The sequence below is a fragment of the Parafannyhessea umbonata genome, from assembly GCF_012844235.1.
Lineage (GTDB): Bacteria > Actinomycetota > Coriobacteriia > Coriobacteriales > Atopobiaceae > Parafannyhessea.
Genome location: NZ_JABAGR010000014.1, coordinates 1 through 22660, shown reverse-complemented (window position 1 = coordinate 22660; position 22660 = coordinate 1). Strand labels below are relative to the sequence as shown.

At 55.8% G+C, this 22660-nt stretch carries 17 protein-coding genes and 3 pseudogenes; 18 read left to right on the top strand and 2 right to left on the bottom strand.

Features of this window, described 5'->3' with window-relative positions; translation table 11 throughout:
* Window positions 1-354: LPXTG cell wall anchor domain-containing protein (locus HF885_RS09960; protein ID WP_170104761.1), on the top strand; the 354-nt coding region annotated here is incomplete at its 5' end.
* Between the two features lie 257 nt (window positions 355-611).
* On the opposite strand, the pseudogene HF885_RS09955 reads toward HF885_RS09960, so the two are convergent.
* A pseudogene (locus HF885_RS09955) lies at window positions 612-1768 on the bottom strand (IS256 family transposase).
* Window positions 1769-2141: 373 nt separating this feature from the next.
* Between HF885_RS09955 and HF885_RS09950 the strand changes: the two are divergent.
* The 15 genes and pseudogenes from HF885_RS09950 to HF885_RS09880 all read left to right on the top strand — a co-directional run bounded on the left by HF885_RS09950 (window position 2142) and on the right by HF885_RS09880 (window position 18903).
* Complete coding sequence (locus tag HF885_RS09950; protein ID WP_170104760.1) at window positions 2142-5900, top strand: hypothetical protein; 3759 nt, start codon at window positions 2142-2144, stop codon at window positions 5898-5900.
* A gap of 467 nt (window positions 5901-6367) precedes the next feature.
* A complete protein-coding gene (locus HF885_RS10355; protein WP_206109907.1) occupies window positions 6368-7069 on the top strand; it encodes a transposase in 702 nt (233 codons plus the stop codon).
* A 146-nt stretch (window positions 7070-7215) separates the two neighbouring features.
* Window positions 7216-7926 (top strand): IS3 family transposase, encoded by a 711-nt coding sequence (locus tag HF885_RS10350; RefSeq protein WP_206109906.1) that lies wholly within the window; start codon window positions 7216-7218, stop codon window positions 7924-7926.
* Window positions 7927-8849: 923 nt separating this feature from the next.
* Window positions 8850-9677 (top strand): macro domain-containing protein, encoded by an 828-nt coding sequence (locus HF885_RS09935; RefSeq protein WP_170104758.1) that lies wholly within the window; start codon window positions 8850-8852, stop codon window positions 9675-9677.
* Between the two features lie 18 nt (window positions 9678-9695).
* Window positions 9696-10232 (top strand): TIR domain-containing protein, encoded by a 537-nt coding sequence (locus HF885_RS10715; protein ID WP_419197821.1) that lies wholly within the window; start codon window positions 9696-9698, stop codon window positions 10230-10232.
* Window positions 10233-10434: 202 nt separating this feature from the next.
* Window positions 10435-10995 (top strand): TIR domain-containing protein, encoded by a 561-nt coding sequence (locus tag HF885_RS09930; RefSeq protein WP_170104757.1) that lies wholly within the window; start codon window positions 10435-10437, stop codon window positions 10993-10995.
* 7 nt (window positions 10996-11002) lie between these two features.
* Window positions 11003-11884 carry a macro domain-containing protein gene (locus HF885_RS09925; protein WP_206109905.1) on the top strand — a complete coding sequence of 294 codons (882 nt, stop codon included), beginning with the start codon at window positions 11003-11005 and terminating at the stop codon, window positions 11882-11884.
* 230 nt (window positions 11885-12114) lie between these two features.
* Window positions 12115-12927, top strand: a complete 813-nt coding sequence (locus HF885_RS09920) for a MurR/RpiR family transcriptional regulator (RefSeq protein ID WP_170104755.1) — start codon at window positions 12115-12117, stop codon at window positions 12925-12927.
* Between the two features lie 138 nt (window positions 12928-13065).
* Window positions 13066-13599, top strand: a pseudogene (locus tag HF885_RS10590) (PTS transporter subunit EIIC); the annotation flags it as partial.
* A 127-nt stretch (window positions 13600-13726) separates the two neighbouring features.
* The gene (locus tag HF885_RS10585; protein WP_328804378.1) at window positions 13727-14362 is read left to right on the top strand and encodes a PTS transporter subunit EIIC; all 636 of its coding nucleotides are present in this window, start codon (window positions 13727-13729) and stop codon (window positions 14360-14362) included.
* 42 nt (window positions 14363-14404) lie between these two features.
* Window positions 14405-15895: a sulfatase-like hydrolase/transferase gene (locus HF885_RS09905; RefSeq protein ID WP_170104752.1), complete on the top strand. Its 1491-nt coding sequence runs from the start codon at window positions 14405-14407 to the stop codon at window positions 15893-15895.
* Between the two features lie 14 nt (window positions 15896-15909).
* Window positions 15910-16239: a PTS lactose/cellobiose transporter subunit IIA gene (locus tag HF885_RS09900; protein ID WP_170104751.1), complete on the top strand. Its 330-nt coding sequence runs from the start codon at window positions 15910-15912 to the stop codon at window positions 16237-16239.
* Window positions 16240-16272: 33 nt separating this feature from the next.
* Window positions 16273-16554 carry a PTS sugar transporter subunit IIB gene (locus HF885_RS09895; protein WP_170104750.1) on the top strand — a complete coding sequence of 94 codons (282 nt, stop codon included), beginning with the start codon at window positions 16273-16275 and terminating at the stop codon, window positions 16552-16554.
* Window positions 16555-16670: 116 nt separating this feature from the next.
* A complete protein-coding gene (gene istA / locus HF885_RS10345) occupies window positions 16671-18455 on the top strand; it encodes an IS21 family transposase (protein WP_206109903.1) in 1785 nt (594 codons plus the stop codon).
* Window positions 18424-18903: an ATP-binding protein gene (locus HF885_RS09880; RefSeq protein ID WP_206109902.1), complete on the top strand. Its 480-nt coding sequence runs from the start codon at window positions 18424-18426 to the stop codon at window positions 18901-18903. The genes istA and HF885_RS09880 overlap by 32 nt, the downstream gene beginning before the upstream one ends.
* A 223-nt stretch (window positions 18904-19126) precedes the next feature.
* Here HF885_RS09880 and HF885_RS09875 read toward each other — a convergent pair whose 3' ends face one another.
* Window positions 19127-20575 (bottom strand): HEPN domain-containing protein, encoded by a 1449-nt coding sequence (locus HF885_RS09875; protein WP_170104749.1) that lies wholly within the window; start codon window positions 20573-20575, stop codon window positions 19127-19129.
* An 895-nt stretch (window positions 20576-21470) separates the two neighbouring features.
* On the opposite strand from HF885_RS09875, the gene HF885_RS09870 reads away from it, so the two are divergent.
* Together HF885_RS09870 and HF885_RS10340 are read left to right on the top strand one after the other, a co-directional pair.
* Window positions 21471-22199 carry a hypothetical protein gene (locus tag HF885_RS09870; protein ID WP_206109901.1) on the top strand — a complete coding sequence of 243 codons (729 nt, stop codon included), beginning with the start codon at window positions 21471-21473 and terminating at the stop codon, window positions 22197-22199.
* Window positions 22196-22660 (top strand): annotated as a pseudogene (locus HF885_RS10340) (hypothetical protein); the annotation flags it as partial. The gene HF885_RS09870 and the pseudogene HF885_RS10340, both read left to right, overlap by 4 nt.

Sequence of the window (22660 nt, the reverse complement as noted above, 5' to 3'; positions counted from 1 at the left end):
GTGTTCAGCTTCTCATGGAAGGGCGTGCAGCTGGCTGATGGCAAGGATGCCGTCGCGACCGACGACGAGGCCATCCAGCTGACGGTCAAGCCGGTGAAGAGCGCCGAGCCCAATCCCTCGAGCCCGACCCCCACGAAGCCGAGCACCGCGAAGCCGACTGGCTCGAAGGGTTCGGGCAGCGCGCGCAAGCCGGCTGGCAAGCCCGTGGTGGGCAAGACCGTCGGACGTGGCTCCAAGGGCGTGCCGAAGACCGGCGATGCGACCCTTCCGGCAGGAGCTGTCGGCGTGATGGTGCTGGGCGGCGCGGCGGCCATTGCGATAGGCGCCCGCCGTCGCCGCAGGCGTCAGGAATAATCGCGCAATCGCGACCAGGCAATAGCCGTTGCTGATGCATCGGGACCAATGGCTTCGGCCTTGGTCCCGATGCTTTTACAGGTCCAACGACCCCAGCGCCGAGCTTTCTGTACTGCCGGTCAAAACGACGTATGTCGGGAAGATCGAAGGCCGAGGTTGCCGCCACCAGACGCGGAGAAGTTCTTCTCGTCCCGAATTGGTACCGTCAAGTTTCTTGCGCACTTTCTGACAGGTGGGTGGCCCGCCGTCCGGTACGGCTACTCGTCTAGCAGCGACACATCCAGGTAGCGGCGCGACCCCCACTCGCTCTCGGCGACGTACTTGAGTCTGGCGGTCACCAGCATGAGCGCACTTCTCCCGTCGGGGAAGGTGCCGACCACCCTCGTGCGCCGCCTGATCTCGCGGTTGATGCGCTCGATGGCGTTGTTGGTGCGGATGCGGCGCCAGTGCTCCTGCGGGAATCCCGTGTACGCGAGCGTCTCCGCGCAGCCCTCGCGGACCACCTTCGCGGCCTCCCTCAGCCCCATCCGCTCCAGCTCGTCCGCCACCGCCAGCGCCTTGGCCTCCGAGGCCTCGCGGGACTCCATCGCGTGGATGGCCTTCAGCATCGCGGCGGTCTTCGCGCGCCTCGACTTCGGGACCTTCGACAGGACGTTGCGGTAGAAGTGCACGGTGCACCTCTGTTACGCAGCCTCCGGGAACACCTCCGCGATCGACCCGACCATGCCGGCGGCTTTGTCCCCGGTGAACATCCGGACGCCCCTGAGGCCCCGCGACCTGAGCCAGTAGAGGAAATCGCGCCAGCACTCGGACGACTCGGTGAAGCCCTCGGCGGCGTCTATCACCTCCCTGTACCCGTCGTCGTTCACCCCGATGGCCACCATGACGGCCACGTTCTCGTAGGAGCCCCAGCTGCGCTTCAGGTAGATGCCGTCCACATAGACGTAGGGGTATGTGCGCTCGAGGGGCCGGCTGCGCCACGCCTCCACCGCCTCGAAGGCCTTCTCGTTGAGGTTGGAGACGGTGGACGCGGACACGCTGGAGCCCCAGAGGACCTCGCTCACGTCCTCGATTCTGCGCGTCGAGACGCCCGCCAGGTACATCTCGATCATCGCCTCCTCGACGGAGGTCTCGCGCCTGCGGTAGCGCTCGACGATCGCGGTGGTGAACCTCATGCCCTTCAGCTTGGGCATGTGGAGGGTCACCTCGCCCGAGGTCGTGGCGAGTCTGCGGTCGTAGTGGCCCGCCCGGTAGGCCTCGCGGCCGGCGGTGCGCTCGTACCGCTCCGCGCCAACCAGGTCGTCGGCCTCCTCCTCGAGCAGTGCGTTCAGCGTGTCCTCGACCGTTTGGCGGAACAGCTCCCTCAGGCCCCCCTCAGGCTCTCCTCGTTCAGTGTTACGATTGGCTCGGGCATGGCTTTCCTCCTGTATGCTTCTTGTCTCGACAACTCGAATCATACCGTGACGGGCCATGCCCTCCTTGCTACCTGGGCACTATGCTGCTGTCAAAGTGCGCAAAGAATCGTACGTTATCGGTACGGGAATGACCTTCTGGCCAATGCATCGTCTGGTGTTGCGAGGTAGCGTGTAGCCTTGGGCGCATGGTACGACGTTGACCGTACCAAGTTTGGTACGAAAACGGGAGTGGTATACTACGTAACCCTAGCTGTTAAAGGTGGGGATAGCCCCAAAGCCCGCCCTATTCGGCAGCCATTGGCAGGCAATCGCAGTTTGGCTCGAGTCTCAAAGGTATATTAAAAGCACGGGAATACTTGTAGGGAGACTCGGATGCTTGGCCAGAAACAAAATGTCCAATCACTGCATTCAACCGTATTGCCAGAAGAAGAGCTCGATGGCTATAGAAGTGAGTTTGACCTAGCTCTTTCTGATCCAGACATTACGAACATTGCAATATCGGGACCCTTTGGAGCCGGAAAGAGCACCATCGTTGATTCATGGGAGCGTAATCACGTTCAGCAGGGGTCTTCCTCCAGTTGGGTTCATGTCTCACTAGCTGAGTTCGAGGGTGAGAAGGAACGCAATCTTGAGGGAGAGCTCATTAACCAGCTCGCTTACAAGCTTGGAAATGAAGCGTCTCCAAAGGCGCGTTTTTCAGTGACCAGAGATGCTCCGATTTTATTGGACCTCTTGAAGAGCATCTTCATCACGATATTTATCGCCTTGACGATTGCACTGCTCCGACGGAACAATGCCCTCTGGTCGATACTGAGCCCTCTCTCTTCCACTCTGGTTAGTTTGGCATGGGTTGTCTGTCTTGCCGGAATTGTCTATCAGATTATTCGGCGGAATCAAATTGGCAGGACATTTAAACGCCTGAAGTTTCTCAATGCTGAAGTTGAGATGTTTGATGCAAATTCCTCTAAGGATGCATTTGACAGGTATTTGGATGACATCGTCTACTTGCTTTCGACCACCGGAGCAGAAGTGGTTGTGTTCGAGGACCTCGACCGCTTCGGAAATGTCTCCATTTTCGAGAAACTACGCCGTGCAAATGACCTTGCTAATGCTCGGCGTTGTGGGGCAAAACAGAAGCATCGTTTTATTTCAACAACTAAGAAGGGCCCCATTCGCTTTATTTACCTCGTACGGGATGGGCTCTTTTCTGACCCAAAGGATCGGACGAAGTTCTTTGACCTGATCATTTCCGTCATTCCATTCGTTGACCCAAACAACTCCCTTGATGTTCTAAAGAAGGGCTTTGCCGGTACTGGTGTATTGCCTACCGATGAGTTCCTTTATCAGCTTTCGCTATACATTGACGATCCAAGGGTTCTCAAGGACATCTGTAATGAGAGCCAACACTACAAAAATGAACTTTTGGGAGATAGACGTTCCGGTGATGTGAGCGCGAGTTTCTGGAGCGATGATTGCCTCGTTGCCATGATGGCATACAAGTCTCTCTTTCCAGAGGACTTTGAACTTTTGCAAGTTAGGGATGGATATGTGTTTTCGAGGTTCCAAAAGAAGCGAGAGTTGATAAGAGAAGCTGCGGCGAACAAGACTTCCGAGATTGAGGAGCTAAACGAGGAGCTCAACGATATCGAACAGAGAACGAAGCTAAGCGAAGACGAGCTTACCTTTCTGTATCTGAATATTCGTGAGGATGCCAGAAGGAATTTGGCTGAAATCGTCCGCTACGACAGAACCAATTACAAAACTGTCGAGGATTTTCTTTCGAAGGTATTCGGAGATAATGACCGCAATGATGATCTCGTACGGGCCATAGATGCTTTGAAAGATTCAACGACGAGAAATCAAGTGTTTCTTGATCGCATAAGTGAGGTTAGTGTAGAGAGCGAGTCTAAGTCTGAGTTGATTCGCTCGAAGATTGCCAGCTTAAATGAAGAAATCCTTGATTTAAATCGAGAATCCTTGAAGGAACTTCTTGCCAATGACGTTGATGTAGATAAGTTCTTGCTGGGGGACGATGGAAAGCCTAGCCCGTTGGCAGCCTCTCACTATTTTTCGATGCTCAGGTTCTTGCTTGTGCAGGGCTATATCAACGAGAGCTATCAAATTTATATAAGCCATCGTTACAACGAGTCTCTTACTCCAGCGGATGAGGCTTTTCTTCTCTCGCTTCTCGGCAACTCTCAAACCAGTGCGTCTCAAGAATTGGAGAAACCCTCGACAGTAGTAATGCGTCTCACGTCGGGAATGTTAGCAAGTGGCAAAGCGAGAAACTGGAGCCTATTCAAATGGCTTTCCCTTTCCACTGGCAGAGGGAAAGATGAGGATAAGCTAGCGAGTTTTGTAAGAGGAATCCAGCACGATCATGATGTCAGCTTTGTTTGCTCGTACGTCTTGTCAAGATGGTGTGTCGAGTGCGCTATTACCGCCCTTGTCACAAATTACGGAGATTGTCTCGAAGATGTACTTGCTGCCGAGGACATTAGTGATAACGAAAAGCGAGCATTCTGCCACAAGTTAATGGGATTCTCTTCGGCGGATCCGCTTATTGACGCTGCAAGAGATTCGCTGAGAAACTATGCCTCCCATGATGACAAGTTTCTAGAACTCGAACTTGGATTGGATGGTTCGTGTATACCTGCTATCGAACAACAGCTGGAAGGCATCGGTTACGAGGCACAGGCCATTGACTTTTCGGGGTCTAACCAGGAATTTCTCGAATACGTAGCTGGGAAGGGACTGTTCGTCCCAACCGCTTCAAATATATTAGGCCTTGCGAGTGCTTTGGCAGGCACGATCATCGAGGCTAGCGACGTTAACTCATGGCTCGTCTCTGTGAGTGAGGAGGCCTGTGTTTCCTTTAGAGACCACGTTATCAAGAGCAAAAACTCGTTCATTTCGTCGTTGATTGACTTGCTTCCCGATGGCATGAGTCTGAGGGATGACGAATATGCTATAGCAATGATTCTGAACGGGCGGCCATTGGATGAAGATAACCTCAACAAATATGTTAGTTCGCTCGAGAAAAAAGTGACTGACCTCTCACTTATCAATTCGAGCGATGCCCGATCAGAGCTTGTCGAAAAAATGAAGTGCGTGAATACGCCAGCGAACATTGCGACATACCTGGCTAATCCAGGGTTTGATGACAGACTTGCAATGTTCCTAGAGACAGACGGGGTTCCTGATGAGTTGACACAAACATTTCTCAAGAACAACGGAATCGATTCGGTTGGGTTTATCAGGGACTGTACTGCCTCTGAGGTTCTTAGCAAAGAGGCCTTGGAAAAGGTAGCAATCGGGTTCCGAGGAGCGATCGACAACATTCAGCTAAACGGATTGGCAGATGACCGCATCAAGGTGCTAATTAATTCCAACGTTCTTTCAGTGACGGAAGCGAATCTCCTTTCTCTGCGAGACCACCAGGTCCTCGTGCCTACGTTTGCTTCTAAGGACTTGGATTCCTATGTACATCTTGTTACCCCTACGGGTGAAGCTCCCTGCGACTTCTTAAAAGATGAGGTTCTGGGACTCCTCGGGATGCCAGGACTCGATGCCGACCTTCTCAATCAGCTTGCAAAGTGTCTTCAGGGTGACGTTCCGCTTTCGTCGCGTTACCCTGACAATGTAAATCTGACTCTCCTTTCAAAAAAAGGATTCCGGAGCAGCTTTGACGAACTTCCTGGGGTCTTCCCCTCTGCTGGAGGGACTTTAAGAGATGAGATCGCAGATATAATTGCGAATAATATCGACGTCTTATGCGATGCTGCAATGAGCAATGATCTTGAGAGAGCTGTGGTCGAGCGGCTAAAGAATAGCCCTCGTGAGGAGAAGTTGTTCATTACTTCTCGCGTTAACTTCTCTCGGGACAGCACTTCTCGAGAGCACTTGAGAGAACTATTCGAGCTGTCGAACCTTGGAGAATATGTTGCTCTATTGGATGGGCCTTCTTCTTGGATTGAGGACACGGATGAAGACAATGAGCTTGTTGAATCGCTGCAGTCAATAAAGATGTGCGGCGTCCTTAGACGAAAAGGGGAGGGTGATAAGATGCTGGCGTATTCAATGGGGTACTCGCGTTCTGGGGTCACCACTCTCAAGAAGCTTGGGGATTAGCTGCAGCGCCGCATTACGGTGGTTGAATCCGATTAGTATCCGAACTCATCGTGTGTTGCTTTGCGTTCCGGCAGCTATCCGCACGTCACCAGGATGCGTCATGACTGAATGAGCCACAGGTCATGGTGCCATCTGCTGCGCTCCGTTGGGTCTCGGACGCAAGGCTCCGTCATCCCGTGCGGGTGGTTCCAACACTCACCCGCACGGGTAACGGAGGTGCCTCCGTTACCCTCGCGACAGCCTGGTCTGGGCCCCGCTGCCCCCGGACGCTCTGGGTACTTCGGGGTCAGGTCGTGCTTGTCCACGGCAATCGCCTCGACGTCCAGTGCGTCGGGCAGTGCCTCTGCCAGCCCCGCGTGGCCGTGCCATTGCCCCTTTCCGAGCACGGTGTGTTTGATAGCCTCTGACTTACGGGGTTGGGGGTGGTACCGGAAATCCGTACCAAACGATGACGTTTGGAGGACGGCGTGTACTCACTTGAACAGAGGAAAAGAGCGGTCGAGCTCTACATCAAGTACGGCCTCAAGGCCACGGCAACCATACGGGAGCTCGGATATCCCAGCCGCGCACAGCTGGTGAGCTGGCACAGGGAGTGGCAGGAGAACGGAGGAAGGCTCACGGACCGCAGCCTCGAGCATTACACTCTGGAGCAGAAGAGGGCCGCGGTCAGGCACTACCTCACCCATGGGAGGTGCAACGCCTTCACCAGGCGCGAGCTTGGATACCCCAAGTGCACGGCAAAGCTCGCCGAGTGGATCGACGAGTATGCACCCGGCGAGAGAAGGGCGACGCAGCCCAGGGTGTTCGACGCGTCCGAGAAGGCCGCTGCCGTCAAGGCCCTGGCATCTCGGTCATCGTCCGCCCAGGAGGTCGCCGACCTGGTAGGATGTACGAGATCCGCGCTCTACAAGTGGAAGCGCGAGCTGCTTAGGGAGGAGACCCCGATGTCCGAAGACCGCCCCAGCAAGCCTGCGCGGACGCGGGGAAGGCCGCCTGCGACCCAGGCGGACATCGCCGCTCTCGAGGCCAGGAAGGCCGAGCTCGAGGCCGAGCTCGAGGAGCTCGAGCTCAGGCGCCATCATGGAGGGCGCCCTCGAGATTCTGGGAAAAGGGACGGGCGCCGACCCGGAAAACGAGCTCACGAACAGGGAGAAGACCCTGCTGATTGAGTCTCTGCGTCCCAAATGGAGGCTGTGCGAGCTCCTCTCGGCGCTCGGGATGGCCCGGTCGAGCTACCAGTACCAGCAGGGAGCGCTCCGCGCCCCCGACAGGGACGAGGAGGCCCGCAGTAGGATCTCGGAGGTCTTCGACGCCAATGACGGCATCTACGGAAGGCGCCGCATCCACGACGAGCTCAAGGCGGGGGGGCGAGACCATCGGGGAGCGCAGGATCGCCCGCATCATGGCCGAGGAGGGGCTCGAGGCCCGGGGCAGGACGAAGCCAAAGCGGCGCTACAGCTCCTACGCGGGCGAGATAACGGAACATCCGGGAAACAAGGTCAGGCAGGACTTCGCGGCGGGGCTTCCCAACTTCCTGTGGCTCACGGACGTGACGCAGTTCTCGGTCCCCGCCGGCAAGCTCTACCTCTCTCCTGTCCTGGACTGCTTCGACGGCTCCATCGTGAGCTGGACGACGTCGACCTCGCCGAACGCCGAGATGGCCAACTCGATGCTGGAAGCAGCCATCAGGCTTGCCAGGCCCAGCGAGAGGGCCCACCTCATCATCCACAGCGACTGCGGATGCCACTACCGGTGGCCCGGGTGGATATCGATCTGCGAGGAGGCGGGAATCATCCGCTCGATGTCCAGGAAGGGCTGCTCTCCCGACAACTCCCGCATGGAGGGCTTCTTCGGCACCATGAAGAACGAGATGTTCTACGGAAGGGACTGGGAGGGCGTCAGCCTGGAGGAGCTCGGGAAGAGGATCGATGACTACATAGAGTGGTACAACACGAAGAGGATCAGGCGCTCGCTGGGCTCGATGAGCCCCTTGGCATACAGGCAAAGCCTAGCCCTTGCAGCCTAGCGAGAACGGTACGGAAAAGCGGTACCACCCCGTCCTGCTCACGCCGGCTTGACAAAACACACCCTGGGCAGGCGCCCCTTCCCCTCGGAGAGCCTGGCTTCCCGGCAGCGGACCCTGCCGGCGGCCCTGGAGAGGAGCTGCGATGCATGGAAGCGGCCGGCGGCCTGGATGGCCTCCGGAAAGGCATCGGCAGCCCCCGGGGCATGGGCCTCTGGCATGCCGCGCGCGACCTCCCGGATGGCGGATCGCGTCGTTTTTGTTGGTGTAAGCGCATGAACGGGTGAGCCGTTCCCGGCATGAGAAAGGCCATCGTCCCAGGATCTGAAATCGTGGAATAACGGATTCGTGGAAAGAACAATGGCCCAATGGAAAGCATGGAGCGGCGTGCCACCTGCTATTTCATCGGAATTTCGCCCACACATAGTGCCGAAGAGCCGAATATCCAGTCGGTTTCAGTTTCCAGATTTCGTGTATCATCCTATCTCCTATCATCTGTCAAGCTCCTTGTGGCTGCGGTCTTGACGGACAAGTTGCAGGGGCATGATTGTTTTCTAGCGCTTCTGTCTCCATTCCGGCATCTTTGTTCTAAGATACCTTACTCGATGCAAGCAGGGGAACCACGCTGCTTGGAGCCGGAGCCAGACAAGCTTCCTCTGGTCAGAGGTCATGATGAACTGTTCCAAAAGTCTGAACCGCGCATACAATATCCCCTAGCTCCACATCGTTTCTGAGAGTCACTTCTTAGAAGACTGGTCGGGTTATGCGGATGTCCCAGCTCGCAGCAAGATTATGCAGCTGTCAGCTTATTTTCTGCTATCTCGATGATATACACCGATGCTATTATTAACTGGGTCTTATATCTGCCGGCAAGCTGCGGGAGGAGCTGCCTTACGATTGGAAAGTATAATAGCGCGAGGATTTCGATGCTCGCCATCAATTGGCAGCTTATAAAAGAGTCTGCTTCCAAAGCCATTGCAATCGTTGGCATTGGTGAAACGGCGGCAGCGGTAATCGGCCTTTCTTTGGCTAATGTTATGCCCAAAGAAGCAGGTTGGTTTGAACGACTCGGGATATTTATCCTATGTTACATTACGCTGTGTGCGCTAATAGTTCTGTATAGTTACATACGCGATTATAACGGCATTGTTTTGAAAATTAACAATACAGAGGTCGCCGTTGCTATTGGTGATTTGTTTGCGGGAGATGGACTGAAGGTCATCCCCTTCGATGAACGGTATGACACCACTGTTGACGATAGGGTTATTTCAAAAAAATCTCTTAACGGCATTTTCATAGAACAGTATGCGGACAAGGAAAAGCTGTCGGCTTTTCTCAAAGAAGAGGAAGATACGACGCTGGCCAAACCTGCAAGGATTGATGGGGATTTGCGCTATCCGCTCGGAACAGTGAAGACATATGGGGACTACGCACTTGTTTCCTTCACGCATATGGACAGATTGAATTGCGCCCATCTCTCTAGGAGTGAATATGAAGGGTGTCTTATGGGGATGTGGCGAGAATTATCGCGCGTATATGCTGGCAAGAAGATTATTCTCCCACTTCTCGGGTCTGGTATCACACGGTTTGATGACGGTCGGCCTAAAGATGACGAGTTGCTCCGATGCTTGCTATGTACTCTCAGAGCGTCGGGGCAATCTTATAGTAGTGGTGTTGAAATAGTACTTACGGATAAAGCAGCCGCTGGCATGCGGTTATACCAGGTCAGACAATATACAAAGATGTGGCAATAACGGAGAGGAAGCATACACATGTATCACACATACAACAGAAGTCCATATAGAACTAGGACATACATAGCTGCCGATTGGGATCATGATGAGGATGCTGTTGAGCAGCTGCATAAGTGGAATGATAATTGCTTGCTGAGTCTTTCCTTTATCGATGCTCATGAGCTACATCAATCAAGAGATACGAGTCTATATTGCAGCGTCAAGAGTTCGCTCAAGGAGAGGATGGATCGCTCCAAACAATTTGTACTTATTGTCGGTGACCATACTGACTCAGTGACTAAAGGTGGCTGCGAACGTTGCGATAGCTACAACTCTTGGAACTACAGGTGTGCACGAGGCAGATCCGTTGACTATCGTAGCTATATACATTATGAGTGCGATAAAGCTGTCGAGGCGGAGATAGATATTATCGTTCTATATAAAGCTTCCGCTGTTGACCGCTCAAAATGCCCGGAGGCTGTCAGGTATATCGGGACACATGCTGTGATGATGAGGTATGAAAACGGAAATCTTCGTTATGACTATCAAGCAGTTAAGAAAGCCCTCGCACAATAAGAAATGAGATGAGCCCTTAACCAGCCGCTGAAAGTAAAAGCATCCTGGTTTGTGACAGCAAAAGAAGATTGCAAGATGGGGAGCGTCCTTTCGTCTATTGCTCACATTGCAATGTGCGGTCTTTGCGAGCAGCCCTGTGCCTGGTTTGGTAGTATCGCGAGGGCGATCTCCCGTATGAAAAGTCAAGAAGGCGGTTTCTGCGATGGATTATAGAAATGGGAATTACTCTGCATTTTATGTAGCTGAACCTTTCAACCAAAATAACCTTGGAGCGAACTCAACTCCTGATTTTTGCTACTACAACATGCTTCGTATGTGGAAAGGCAAGGACTCGCAGTTTCCTTTCATCGATTCGCACATGAAAAACTACAATGTCCGTGATGGAAGTGATTGGGAGCTAACCCTCAAGCCTCGTCTTCATGAGCGTCTTCGCAAATCAAAAAACATTGTTCTTTTTCTAAGCGATGCCACAAAGAATAGTAGAGCCCTCAACGAGGAAATAACTTACGGCGTCAACCATTGCCATTTACCAATTATTGTCGTTTACCCAGATTATAGAGACTATCGTGACATTGTGAATAACGGCTATTTCACGCAGGCTGCCACGTCTCTCTGGAGTCGGCTGCCCGTCTTACGCGATTCGATGGATCTGATAGCCTCTGTCCATGTACCTCTCAATAAAGGTTGTATTGAGAGGGCCTTGTCTGCGCGAGAGTATACCGTCCAGGCGGATCCCCGAGCTGGAAAATACATTGTACAATAGGGCAAATATGAAAACACTGAGACGACAGATTGATCTGATACTGGTTAGACGCCCACTATTTTGCAAGTGCTTGAAAAAATGGTGGGGCATTGTATTTGGGCTGGCTGCAATCATTCTCACATTTGTCTCGTGTGATGAAATAGGCTTCAATACGCTTGTGCTGAAGCTTGGACTCCTTCTTTTCCTAGTTCTCCTCAGCTTTGCAATCGCCATTATTGACACGGGTGTTCACAGTTACCGAAAGCTGTGGTCGAAAGGGAATAATACTGTGGATGCCTGTTATGGAGATATTTTTGGAATGACTGAAAATGAAGACTCGCTTTGCGTCATTCCAGTCAATACCGCATTCGATACCGTCATCGACTCTCCGTTTGCTAGTAATAAACCACTTGTGTCCCCGAATTCGCTTCATGGAAAATGGCTTAAATGGATGTCTGATCATGGATCTGATAGCAAACAAACGGATGAGTTAATTGCCAAGGGGCTTTTTCGTGAGAAGACTATAGATGAAGTAGAACAGCACCTGTACCCAAAGATGGGGAGAAATGGAAGAGTGTATCCAATAGGAACCGTTTGCCCTATATCCTGGTGCGGATTGAATTTCCTTCTTCTTGCTGTTGCGCAATATGATGACGACAACATGGCGCATGCCAGTCGAGATGATATCTGCAATGCGATTCGGTCTGCTATCAAGTTTCATGACAGAGAGGGGCAGGGTGGCACCCTCTTGCTACCGCTCATCGGCACAGGAAAGTCACGCGCAGGGCTTTCCCATCAAGAATCTTTTGAACTTACTGTTGCCGTAATAACAGCTTGCCGGAAATACGTGAGTGGAAGCATTACGATTGTTGCTTACGATGGCGACAAGGATAAGGTTTGCATATGGTAAGTGCGATTACCTCTGTGCGGCTTGCGCATTAGGCGCTTCGTGCCAGCGAATGATGCGGTCCACGATTTTCTGTATCAGCGGTTATATTGTGCAATGCCCACTCCTCCCGGAGAACATCCAATTGGAGACAGACATGATTTCGGATATCAAAGGCGTATATTAATCCAAGAATGGATATAGATACGGACATAGTCCCGCCTCTCAAGGGCAGGAGCTGAAGGGATTGAAGCATGGCTGAAGTGCCTCTCATGACCATACGGGACAACATGGAAAGCTTCACGCGGGGAGAGCAGAAGATAGCCCAGTACTTCCTCGACAATCCCAACAGCATCCTGGAAGAGAACTCGATCACCGATCTTGCCCAGTCCATGGGGAGCTCGAATACCTCCATCATCCGTTTCTGTCAGAAGCTGGGATACCAGGGCTTCTCTGAGTTCCGGTTTGCGCTGCGCCGCGAGCTGCTGCAGCGCGGTGCCGACTCTGAGCCTGCCGAACAGGCAGAGGGGAAAGATGCCTGGCCGGAGGCAGAACGCCTGCTGGATGTCTACAGGCGATACATTGGCCTCATTCCGCAGTTCGTGAAAAGAGACCAGGTCGATGAGCTTGCCCGCTATATCCAGGCAGCCCGCCGCATCGTTATCTGGGGCGTCAACAGGACAGCCCTGTCTGCCCAGCAGCTCTCTTACCGGCTCTCCCGTATCGGCTACTTCAGCAAGATGACCTCTGATTATGTCGTGATGAGCGACGATGCGAAGATTCTTGAAGAGAACGATCTCTGCATCGTCTTCTCCATGAATGGCCGCGGCAACAATATGGGCATTTCCCGTTCTGGCAGCTATAGCGCCAATATGGAGGCAGCCCATGCACGAGGTGCGCATGTCGTCCTTATCACAATGAACAAAGATCTCGGGCTCCGAAAGCATGCCGACCTGAGCATCGTCCTTCCCTGGATCAGCCATGAGAACAAGTCGAACTTCTTCGAGGACCAGATCGTCGTCTATGCCTTCATCGAGCTGCTCTTGCTGCAGTTTTCTGCTGACTAATGGATACATATCTATTAAAGGATACCATTCAGGAGCAATATCCGACCGTATGCGGATAGGTGTCCAAAAAAGGATATATATCCGGAATATATTTCTCTTGTCGGAGAAGGGTCCAATACCTTCGGGATAGGAGAGAGAATGGATACATTGCAGGAAAAGCTGCAGGAATGGCTGGTGCCCATTGCCACCAAGCTGTCGGAAGCAAAGATTCTGCGGGCCATTTCTGGTGGCTTCAGCATGCTTCTGCCCATCATCATCATGATCGGCGCCTTCGCGTCGCTCTTCTCGGGCCTCAATATCGAGGCATACCAGAACTTCGTTGCCTCTGCCGGGCTCAAGACCATCTTTGCTTACATCACGACGTATACGACGAACATGATTGCGGTCTATGCTGCCTTCTCGATTGCCCGCTCCTTCGCGCAGCAGCTCGGAGCTGATGACCAGGCCAACCTTATCGGCCTCACGACCCTCATGATCTTCTTCATGATGATTCCGACCGGCGTGGGACAAGGGGACACAGCCGTCGCTGCCGCCATCAGCACGACCTACTTCGGATCTGCCGGCCTCTTCACGGCCATCATCCTGGGGCTCGTGGTTCCTGCAATCTACGTCCAGTTCATCCGTCACAACGTGACGATCAAGATGCCCGAGGGCGTGCCTCCCATGGTCGAGCAGGGATTCGCCGCGCTCATTCCTGCACTCTGCCTTGCCGTTCTCTTTGTCGTTGTCCGCCAGCTCTGCCTGCTGACGCCGTTCGGCACCCTGAATGATCTGATCTACGGATGCCTCTCTTGCAGCCCTGAACCAGAGCCCGCTGACCTTCGGCATCCTTGTCTTCATCTGCAATCTCCTCTGGTTCTTCGGCATCCACGGCGGCATGGTCACGATGCCGTTTTTGAGCCTTCTCTATATGCAGCCGGACCTCGAGAACCTCGATGCCTATGCAGCAGGTGCCACGGTCATGCCGAATATCCTGACCAATACCTGGTGGTTCACCTTTGTGCAGCTCGGCGGCTCTGGCGGCATCATCGGCCTTGCCCTCTGCATGCTTCTCTTCGCTAAGAGCGACCGCTACAAGACGCTCGGAAAGCTTGCTATCGTCTCTGCTCTGTGCTCCATCTCCGAGCCGGTCGTCTTCGGATTTCCCCTCATGCTCAACGCAATCATGTTCATCCCCATGATCGTGACCCCGCTTCTTTCATTCATCCTCTCCTACGCTGTCACGGTCGCCGGCATCATCCCTGCCCTCAATGGCATCCAGCTCGGCACGGGCACGCCGGTGCTTCTTTCCGGTCTGCTTGCAGGAGGCGTGCCTGCCTTGGTCTGGCAGATCGTGATCGTCGCCCTTCAGTTCGCCATCTATCTTCCCTTCTTCAGGATCTGCGACAAGCAGGCTGTCGAAGAGGAGAGCGCCGAAGCGTCCGCTGAGGCATAAGGCACACCCCTGACACTGCATGCAAAGGATCTTGTGATCGCTATGGCAGAAAAGCCGAACATCCTGTGGTTCGTCGCGGACCAGATGAGGGCGGACTCCCTTGCGCACTTGGGAAATCCCGCCTCGGTCACGCCGAATCTCGACCGTCTGGCAGAAGAGGGGGCATCGTTTGCCCACGCCTATTGCCAGAACCCCGTCTGCTCGCCCTCGCGCTGCAGCTTCCTGACGGGCCTCTATCCCCATGCGCGGGGGCACCGCACCATGCACTACCTCATGCGGCCCTCAGACTACAACCTCCTCAAATCCATGAAGCAGGCGGGCTATGAGGTGGTATGGATCGGCAGGAACGATGTCTTGCCGAGCACCTACGACAAGTCCGAGTATTGCGATCTCTATTTCGATGGCACGGATTTGGTCGACAAGCATGGAGTGGCAGGGCTCAGGTCACCCTTCGGCCAGGGCATGCCTGATGTAAAGCCTTTCGTGCCAGATACCATAGCAGGAGCCGATCCCAGGTATTCCTTCTATATGGGGGGCTTTCCCGAGCACTCGCTTGACCGTACTTTCGACTGGATGTGCGTGAGGGCAGCGCTCAGGTATCTCGGCGAGTATCGGAAAGATTCTGGCAAGCCCTTCTTCGTCTACTGCACGCTCATGTTCCCGCATCCTCCCTATATGGTGGAAGAGCCATGGTTTTCCCTCATCGACCGAGCGAGCGTGCCTCCCAGAAGGCCCGATGTGGAGACGCTTTCAGGCAAGGCATCCATGCTCCAGAAGATACGGGAGCGGCAGGGGCTCGGCGGCTGGACGGAAGACCAGTACCGGGAGCTTCGGGCTACCTACCTGGGCATGGTGGCACGCTTCGATCACCAGCTGGGCCTTGTGCTCGACGAGCTCCGGGAGCGCGGGCTCTGGGATGACACGGCCATCTTCTGCTTCTCCGATCACGGAGACCTGACGGGGGACTATGGCATCACGGAGAAATGCCAGAACTCCTTCGAAGACCCGCTCACCAACGTCCCGCTCCTGATCAAGCCGCAGGCGGGCGTGTCGGTCAAGACAGGAGTGCACGAGGAGCTGGCAGGGCTCATCGATCTTCCGGCAACGGTGGCCGACCTTTCAGGGGCAGATCTGGGATATATGCAGGCAGGCGTCTCGCTCGTCGATGCCCTGTCCCATGGCAAGGCAGTCCGCGATGCAGTCTTCTGTGAAGGAGGGAGGCTCCACGGAGAGATATCCGCTATGGAGCCGGCACATGGGCCGGAGTCTCCCTACTGGCCCCGCATATCCGCTCAGCATGAAGAAGGCCCAGCCCATACCAAAGCCTGCATGATGCGTACGGAGCGGTACAAGTACGTGATGCGGCTCTACGAGGAAGACCAGCTCTATGATATGGAGGAAGATCCCATGGAGACCAGGAACCTGATAGCAGATCCAGCGCATGCCAAGACCGTGCGTGCCATGCGTGAGCGGATGCTTTCGTTCTACATGGAGACCGCGGATTTCGTGCATCCGGTCATGGACAAGCGATAGCGAGGAAAGAGGATATGGACGAAGAGCTCGAAGAAGTGTCCTTCACCATCATTGCTTCGGCAGGAACGGCACGCTCCTGCTATATCGAGGCCATGGACAAGGCGGAGGCAGGAAAGTTCGAGGAGGCCGAAGCCCTTCTCAAGGAGGGCCAGAAGACCTTCATCGGTGCACATGACGCCCATTTCGGGCTGATCCAGAAGGAGGCAGAGGGGAATAAGACCGAGTTTGCCCTCATCCTCATGCATGCGGAGGACCAGCTCATGAGCGCAGAGGCTTTCGGCATCCTGGCCGAGCGCCATATCGCGCTTGCGAAGCGTCTTGCCGACCTTGAATCCAGAGCGTAGCCATTTCATAAAGACCAAGAAGGAGATTGCACCATGCGCAACATCATGCTGTTCTGTGCCGCAGGAATGTCCACGTCCATGCTGGTGAAGAAGACGCAGGCCGCCGCCGACGAGATGGGCTATGAGGTGGAGATCTCGGCGCATCCGGTCGCCGAGGTCGCCAAGTACGGCAAGGATGCCGATATCCTGCTGCTTGGTCCCCAGTTACGCTTCCAGACAGGGAAGGTGCGCGCCCAGTTCCCTGACAAGCCGGTATCTGCTGTGTTTGATAGCCTAGTAGTTGCACGGAAAAGCAGATCGGCCTTTCACTTGTGAGCATGAAAAAGTTTCACAGATGAGCATAGAGAACATGCCCAGCCCCACCCACGTTGCCATGCTGGAACCGCAGGGCCCAACCCACGGTTCGAGAGGCAGGAAGGAAGATGCTGGACATGTCCCAGGTAGAGAGGATACGCGACATGCTCGCGCACGGCCATACCCCCACGGAGGTGAAAGCTGAGCTCGGGGTGTCGTACCCCACGATCAGGAAATACGCTGCGCAGGATGGCTTCTCGCCGAAGAGGCCAGCGGCCCCTGCGGCCTCCAGCAAGCTCGATCCCTACAAGGAATGCATCGCCGGCATGCTCGAGGAGGACCGGCACTGCTATCACAAGCAGCGCCATACGGCCAGGAGGATCTTCGAGAGGCTGCGCGACGAGCATGGGCACGACGGCGGCTACTCGACGGTGCGGCGCTACCTCCGGGAAGCGAGACCGAGGGGCCCGAAGGAGCAGTCCATAAGGCTTGGCTGGGACCCGGGGACGATGCGGGTCGATTTCGGGCAGGCCGACTTCGACTGCGCCTTCGGCGGCGGCAGGGTCCGCATGCACTACCTCCCCATGTCGTTCCCTTACTCGAACCACGAGGTCTGCGAGGTCTTCGGCGATGAGCGCGACGTATGCCTCTGCCAGGGGCCCAGGGACTGCTTCGAGCATATGGGCGGGGTGCCGCCGGTCATCGTGCCCGGCAATGCCACCGAGGCGGGAAGGAGATGGCACGACATCGTCGTGGAGTCCGGCCTCTTCCGCAGGCTGAGGCTGCACTACGGCTTCGAGGCCCGCTTCTGCAACCCCAATGCGGGCAGGGAGAAGGGCAATGTCGAAGGGAAGGTCGGCTACGCCAGGAGGCGCTTCTTCGTGCCTGTCCCCACGATAGGAGACCTCAGGGACTTCAACCATGCGCTGCAGGATGCGATCGACTCCCATTCGGAGGAGCGGTTCCACTACGAGAGGGGGCTCGCGTGGGCGGAGCTCTTCGAGGCCGACGGGAGTCACCTCCTGCCCCTTCCGGGCAAGCCCTTCGACGTGGCCAGGTGGGAGTCGGGCAGGACCGACGGCTATGGCCGCATCACGCTCGACGGCCGCCACCGCCACCTCGCATCCCCCGAGCTCGCCGACACCGCGCTCGTCGTGGGCGTCCGTGCCTTCGAGGTGGAGATCGACGCGCCTGACGGGACCCCGCTCAGGACCTACCCGAGGTGCACTGGCGTGGCATTCACCGCCGACGAGGACCCGCTGGCCCCGCTCGACCTGCTCTCGGTGAAGGTCCGCGCCTTCAGGCAGTCCAGCGTGTACCGGCTCTTCGACGACGCGGTGAGGGCGCACCTCGACAGCATGCAGGCAGACGAGCTGAGAGGGCAGGTCAGGGCCATTTCCAGGCTGGCGGCCGCATATGGCATGGAGACCGTGGCAGAGGCCCACTCCGAGGCGCTCTCCCGCACCGGCCGGATGAGCCCCGCAGACGTTGAGACGTGCTGCGCGCGCATCGCTGCCGGAAGCGACGGGCAGAGGCGCGCCGTGGAGCTTGGGACGAGGCTCTCCGACTACGATGCCCTGATGGAGAGGGGAGGTGGCGAGGATGCCCAGGCTTCCGCAGAAGGTCGAGGCCCGCTACGCCGAGATGAAGCGGGCGGAGCGCGAGGGGGGCTCCGTCCTCCTCTCCAAGGCGACGATGCGCCATGTCGCCGAGAGCGCAACCGATGGCCAGTTCGCCTACGTGCAGGAAGTGCTCGGCAAGGAGTACGAGCTCAGGCATGCGTCGAGGATCGCCAGGCTCAGGCAGGCGGCTGGCTTCCCATGCCAGAAGGGGTTCGACGGCTTCGAATGGGAGGGGATCTCGTTCCCGCATGGCTTCACGAGGTAGGACATGCTCTCGCTCTCCTTCATCGACCGCCATGAGGACCTCGTGCTCTACGGAGGGTCGGGCAACGGCAAGAGCCACACCGCGATAGCCTTGGGGATCCTGGCCTGCAGCCAGGGCAGGCGGGTCCTCTTCGCCTCGACGGCCTCGCTCGTGAACGACCCCAGGCGCGCCAACAGGGACGGCACGGTCCAGGGGATGCTCGGCAGGCTCGGCCGCTGCGACCTCATAGTCCTGGACGAGTGGGGGTACCTGCCCACCGATCCGGACGGCGCGCGGCTGCTCTTCAGGGTGGTCTCGATGTGCTACGAGAGGATATCGCTCGTCCTCACCACCAACATCGAGTTCTCGAGGCGGGGGGAGATCTTCAACGACGACGACATGGCCAAGGCCATGATGGACCGCATAGTGCACCACGGCAGGCTAGTCACCTACAACCGGGAGAGCTACAGGGTCAAGCACGCGCTGATGCGCGAGGGGGACTAGGAAGAGGGGCTGGCTGGGCACGCGCTCTTTCGTGAAGAATTTTCATGATGACTCGTGAAACGGACTGATGCTTTTTTATGAAACGCACGGTTGACTAAACACACTAAACACAGCTAATGTAACTGTTCCAGATGTTCTGGGCGACAAACGTTGTGTTTGATGCCCACGGTATACCAAGCAGTCTCCTTGATTATGGCTGAGGTTCGTGGCGACGGGGCAACATCTAGCGGTTGGTACCGTCTTCTGGAAGCGGGTACATCTTTCTGGCAAGATGCACTTCTGTTTGACAGAAGTGAGTTGTCTTGAACTGTTTGAGAATGGCATCTGCATCCAGACCAAGCTGCGTCATTATCGCTCCGTAGCAGAGCACCTTTATAGCCATCGCAAGGGAATAGAGCTCCATATCAGAAAGTGTCTTTGACTTATCATCGAGAGTGGATGTCTGGTGTATATAGGCGTTTCGATTGTGGCGCAAATCTCGTAAGAACCTCTCTTTGTCAGGGGTCACGAATTCAGAGAAAACGCCAAGCTTCTTCATCAAGGCGTTGGCGTAGTAACTGGCTGGAGGTATGTTGTTCAACTTTCCAACGACCCAGTCAGCGTCTTCCTGATTACTGAGGCATTTTTTCAACTGTCCTACAATCCTCTTGTACCTGCTGTTCTCTATGTCCTTGGTCTTCTCTCCAACGCGAGAGACTGCTTCGAAGGCTCCTGAGATCGTAGCGAACATCGAGTCGAGCAGGCTAATTCCCTTGTTTCCCTGCACGCCGATTAGTATTGTGGCGGCGCGTCTCGCGTCTCCATCTAGGTTTAGCCAGCGCTCGAAGATATCCGGCAGTTCCTTCGATATGTAGCTATACGGTAGGGGCATACAGTCGAGCTGGCGATTGCCGGGTTCTTCCTCACCCTCGATAAGGGGGAGGAAGCAGCTGGCATCATGCCCGTCGGCAGTCTGTATCTTGATTTCGTCTATAGAGCATCTGAATCCCATGCAGAAGGTGAGCATCTTCCACATTGGGTAGACCCATTTGTCCATGGCGCTGTCTAGAGGCATTGGGTTGTCATCTATTTCAAAACGCAGGTGAACATCCTCTTTTACGCTGAACTCCTGCTGGGGAAGATGACCTCCCTTCTTCGTTATTACGGGCTGAAGCGTAATCTCCACACCATCTTTGCTGAATAGCGGCAGCTCTCCGCAATCCTCGCTGCTCCAAATTGCGGATGTGCTCATCCATCTTCCCGATTTATATCTCGACTCGACTTTGCCAAAGCCTTCCCCTGTCCATCTCCATAGTCCAGAAACCTTGAGGGTTAGGCTCCTTACGACAGGGTTCGGCTGTAAAAAAGCCGTTTTGCAGACTATTGCAGATGCTGCCCTCAGGTCTTCACGTTCGGTCCCGGGAGCTGAGAATCCCGGTCCCGGAGTAGAGAGGTCGATGAGTGTGATTCGTTCCCCTGTCTGGCAAAAGCCGAAGGCTGCTGGTGCCTCTATAGGGTCCGCATTATGGATGGTTACACCGTTGACGGGCTCTCTATCAAGGAGACATCCCATGGGGATGACCAGGTCTACGCCATTCCCGGTAAAGGATGCATCTCCTTGAATCCCCTCGTGTTCAAAATCAGCGTCGCAGTTTAGTACCCACAACGCCGTAGAAAATTTCCTGTTCTTCAATGTTTTTAACGCCCCCAACAAACCGCGTCCAGCACCGTGCTGGTGCAGGACATTTATTACCCCTGCCTATTACCAGTCGAGCGGGTGAGCAGTCAAGTATGAAGTTCATCCTTGCTTCGACACTCAGATTGGCTTCGTCCACTATCGCCGATTCTCTGTGCTGGTGTAGAGAAGTAGAGAAAAGGACGATCGGTTGACGCGCACCATGCTGCGCAAGTTGTGCATCGTCCAAATGGGGGCAGCATACTACCCTCTGTTCGCCTTCTGCATGCGAGGGTCTATAAGAAGTGTAGTGCATACAGATAGAACTTAGTTAACTCTTTGAGGCCGTCTGCAATTCTGCGATGGCAGCACCTGACAAAAGGTACGGGAATGTCGACCATTGATAGTGTGCGAATGTCCGCATACGCATGCATTAAGACCACTTTAAAGTATACTTGGACCACGCTAAAGAAGTCTTTATCTGGAGTGCGAGCAAGCCTGCCCCTACCTTCATGGTGCATTTCCGCGCCAAGGGCAGAAAGGAAGTTCGAATGCGAAAAAGAACAAGAAAGACGCTTAGCATAGCCATGAGCGCAGTTCTTGCGTTTGGCACCTGCGTTCCCGGGGGGAGGTGTGCAGGCGCTGGCGGACGATGTCGAAACCCAATCTCTGGCTTCGCAGGGCGTCGCCGCCTCTACTGGCAAGAAGGACCAGGATGCCGCTGTTTCCCAGTCCGGGTCGCAGGGTGGCTCCGGTGCCACTACCTCCACGCAAGACGACAAGTCTTCTGCGGCATAAGCGACCTCCAAGGCTGACAAGGCGCCCTCGGCCAGCGCAAGGGCAGTCCCCGCGTCGCTGACTGCCGTGTACGTAGATGGCGCCAACGGTAACGACGCGAACGACGGCTCCTCGTTTGACGGCAAACAAGTCCGTCACCACAATCTATGTCAAGGGCTACCTTTCGCTTTCCGCCACGGCCAGCATCCCCTCCGGCGTGACGCTCTCCGTCGCCTCCGAGGGCGCCACCATCAGCGGCAGCGGCAACAGCGTCGACGGCATCGTCCTCAAGAGCGGGTCAACCCTCACCGGCGCGGGAAAGCTCACGATGACGGGCTTCAAGACGGCGCTCACGTCCGAGAAGGGCTCCACCATCACCGACGGCACGTACGTGCTCAAGGACAACGCCGGGGCAAGCGGAACGCATGGGCTCTACCTTGCGGGGACCGTGAGGGGTACCAGCAGGGACAGGCTCACCATCACGGCCGACGACAAGAGCAACACCGACTTCTATGCGTCTGGCATCACCTTCGAGAACTGCACGGTCAGCGTGACCTCGCAGGCGCGCACCTGGTTCGACGCCTTCGACCTCAACCTCAAGGACGCCTCGCTCACGGTGAAGGGCTTCGGCCAGACGTTCTACGTGAACAAGCTGAACATGGACGGCTCCGACCTCACGATCAACCCGTCGTTCTACGGCGGAACGGGCATGACCATCCAGGGCTCCTCGAACATCGTGAACCCCACGTCACGACGACCGCCGGATCGACCGCCGGCATATCGGTCGGCGCCGAGGACGGCACGGTCAACGTCACCAACTCCACGCTCGAGTTCAACAACGGCGGCACCGGTGGCCTTAACGTGAACACCGGCACGGTCGTGCTTGCCAACTCCACCATCAAGGGCAACGGGGGCAACGGTGCCGGCCTCTTTGGCGCGCAGAAGAGCGGCTCCATCGTCTTCGGCGACAACTGCCTCGTCGAGACCCCGGGCAAGAGCAACGCCGACAACGGCGTCGGTCGGACGGGTAAGAACTTCGTCGTGACGGGCGGTTCCTACCTCGTGAAGTACGCTCCAAGCTACAACAGCAGCTACGGCAGCACCATCTCCAAGGACAGCGTGTTCAAGAAGAACCCCGACGTGTTCTCCATCTCCACCGACAAGGGCAGGGGCGAGATTGCCAACGTCAAGAGCAGCCCGAAGGTTTCTGACAAGAAGACCCTCGACGAGCTCCTCAAGTCGCTGAGCAACAACCTGCGCTTCTCGTTCGTCGCAACCTTTACGGCGCCAGACGGCGTGTCGCTTCCGGCCGGCCTCGACGCGAGC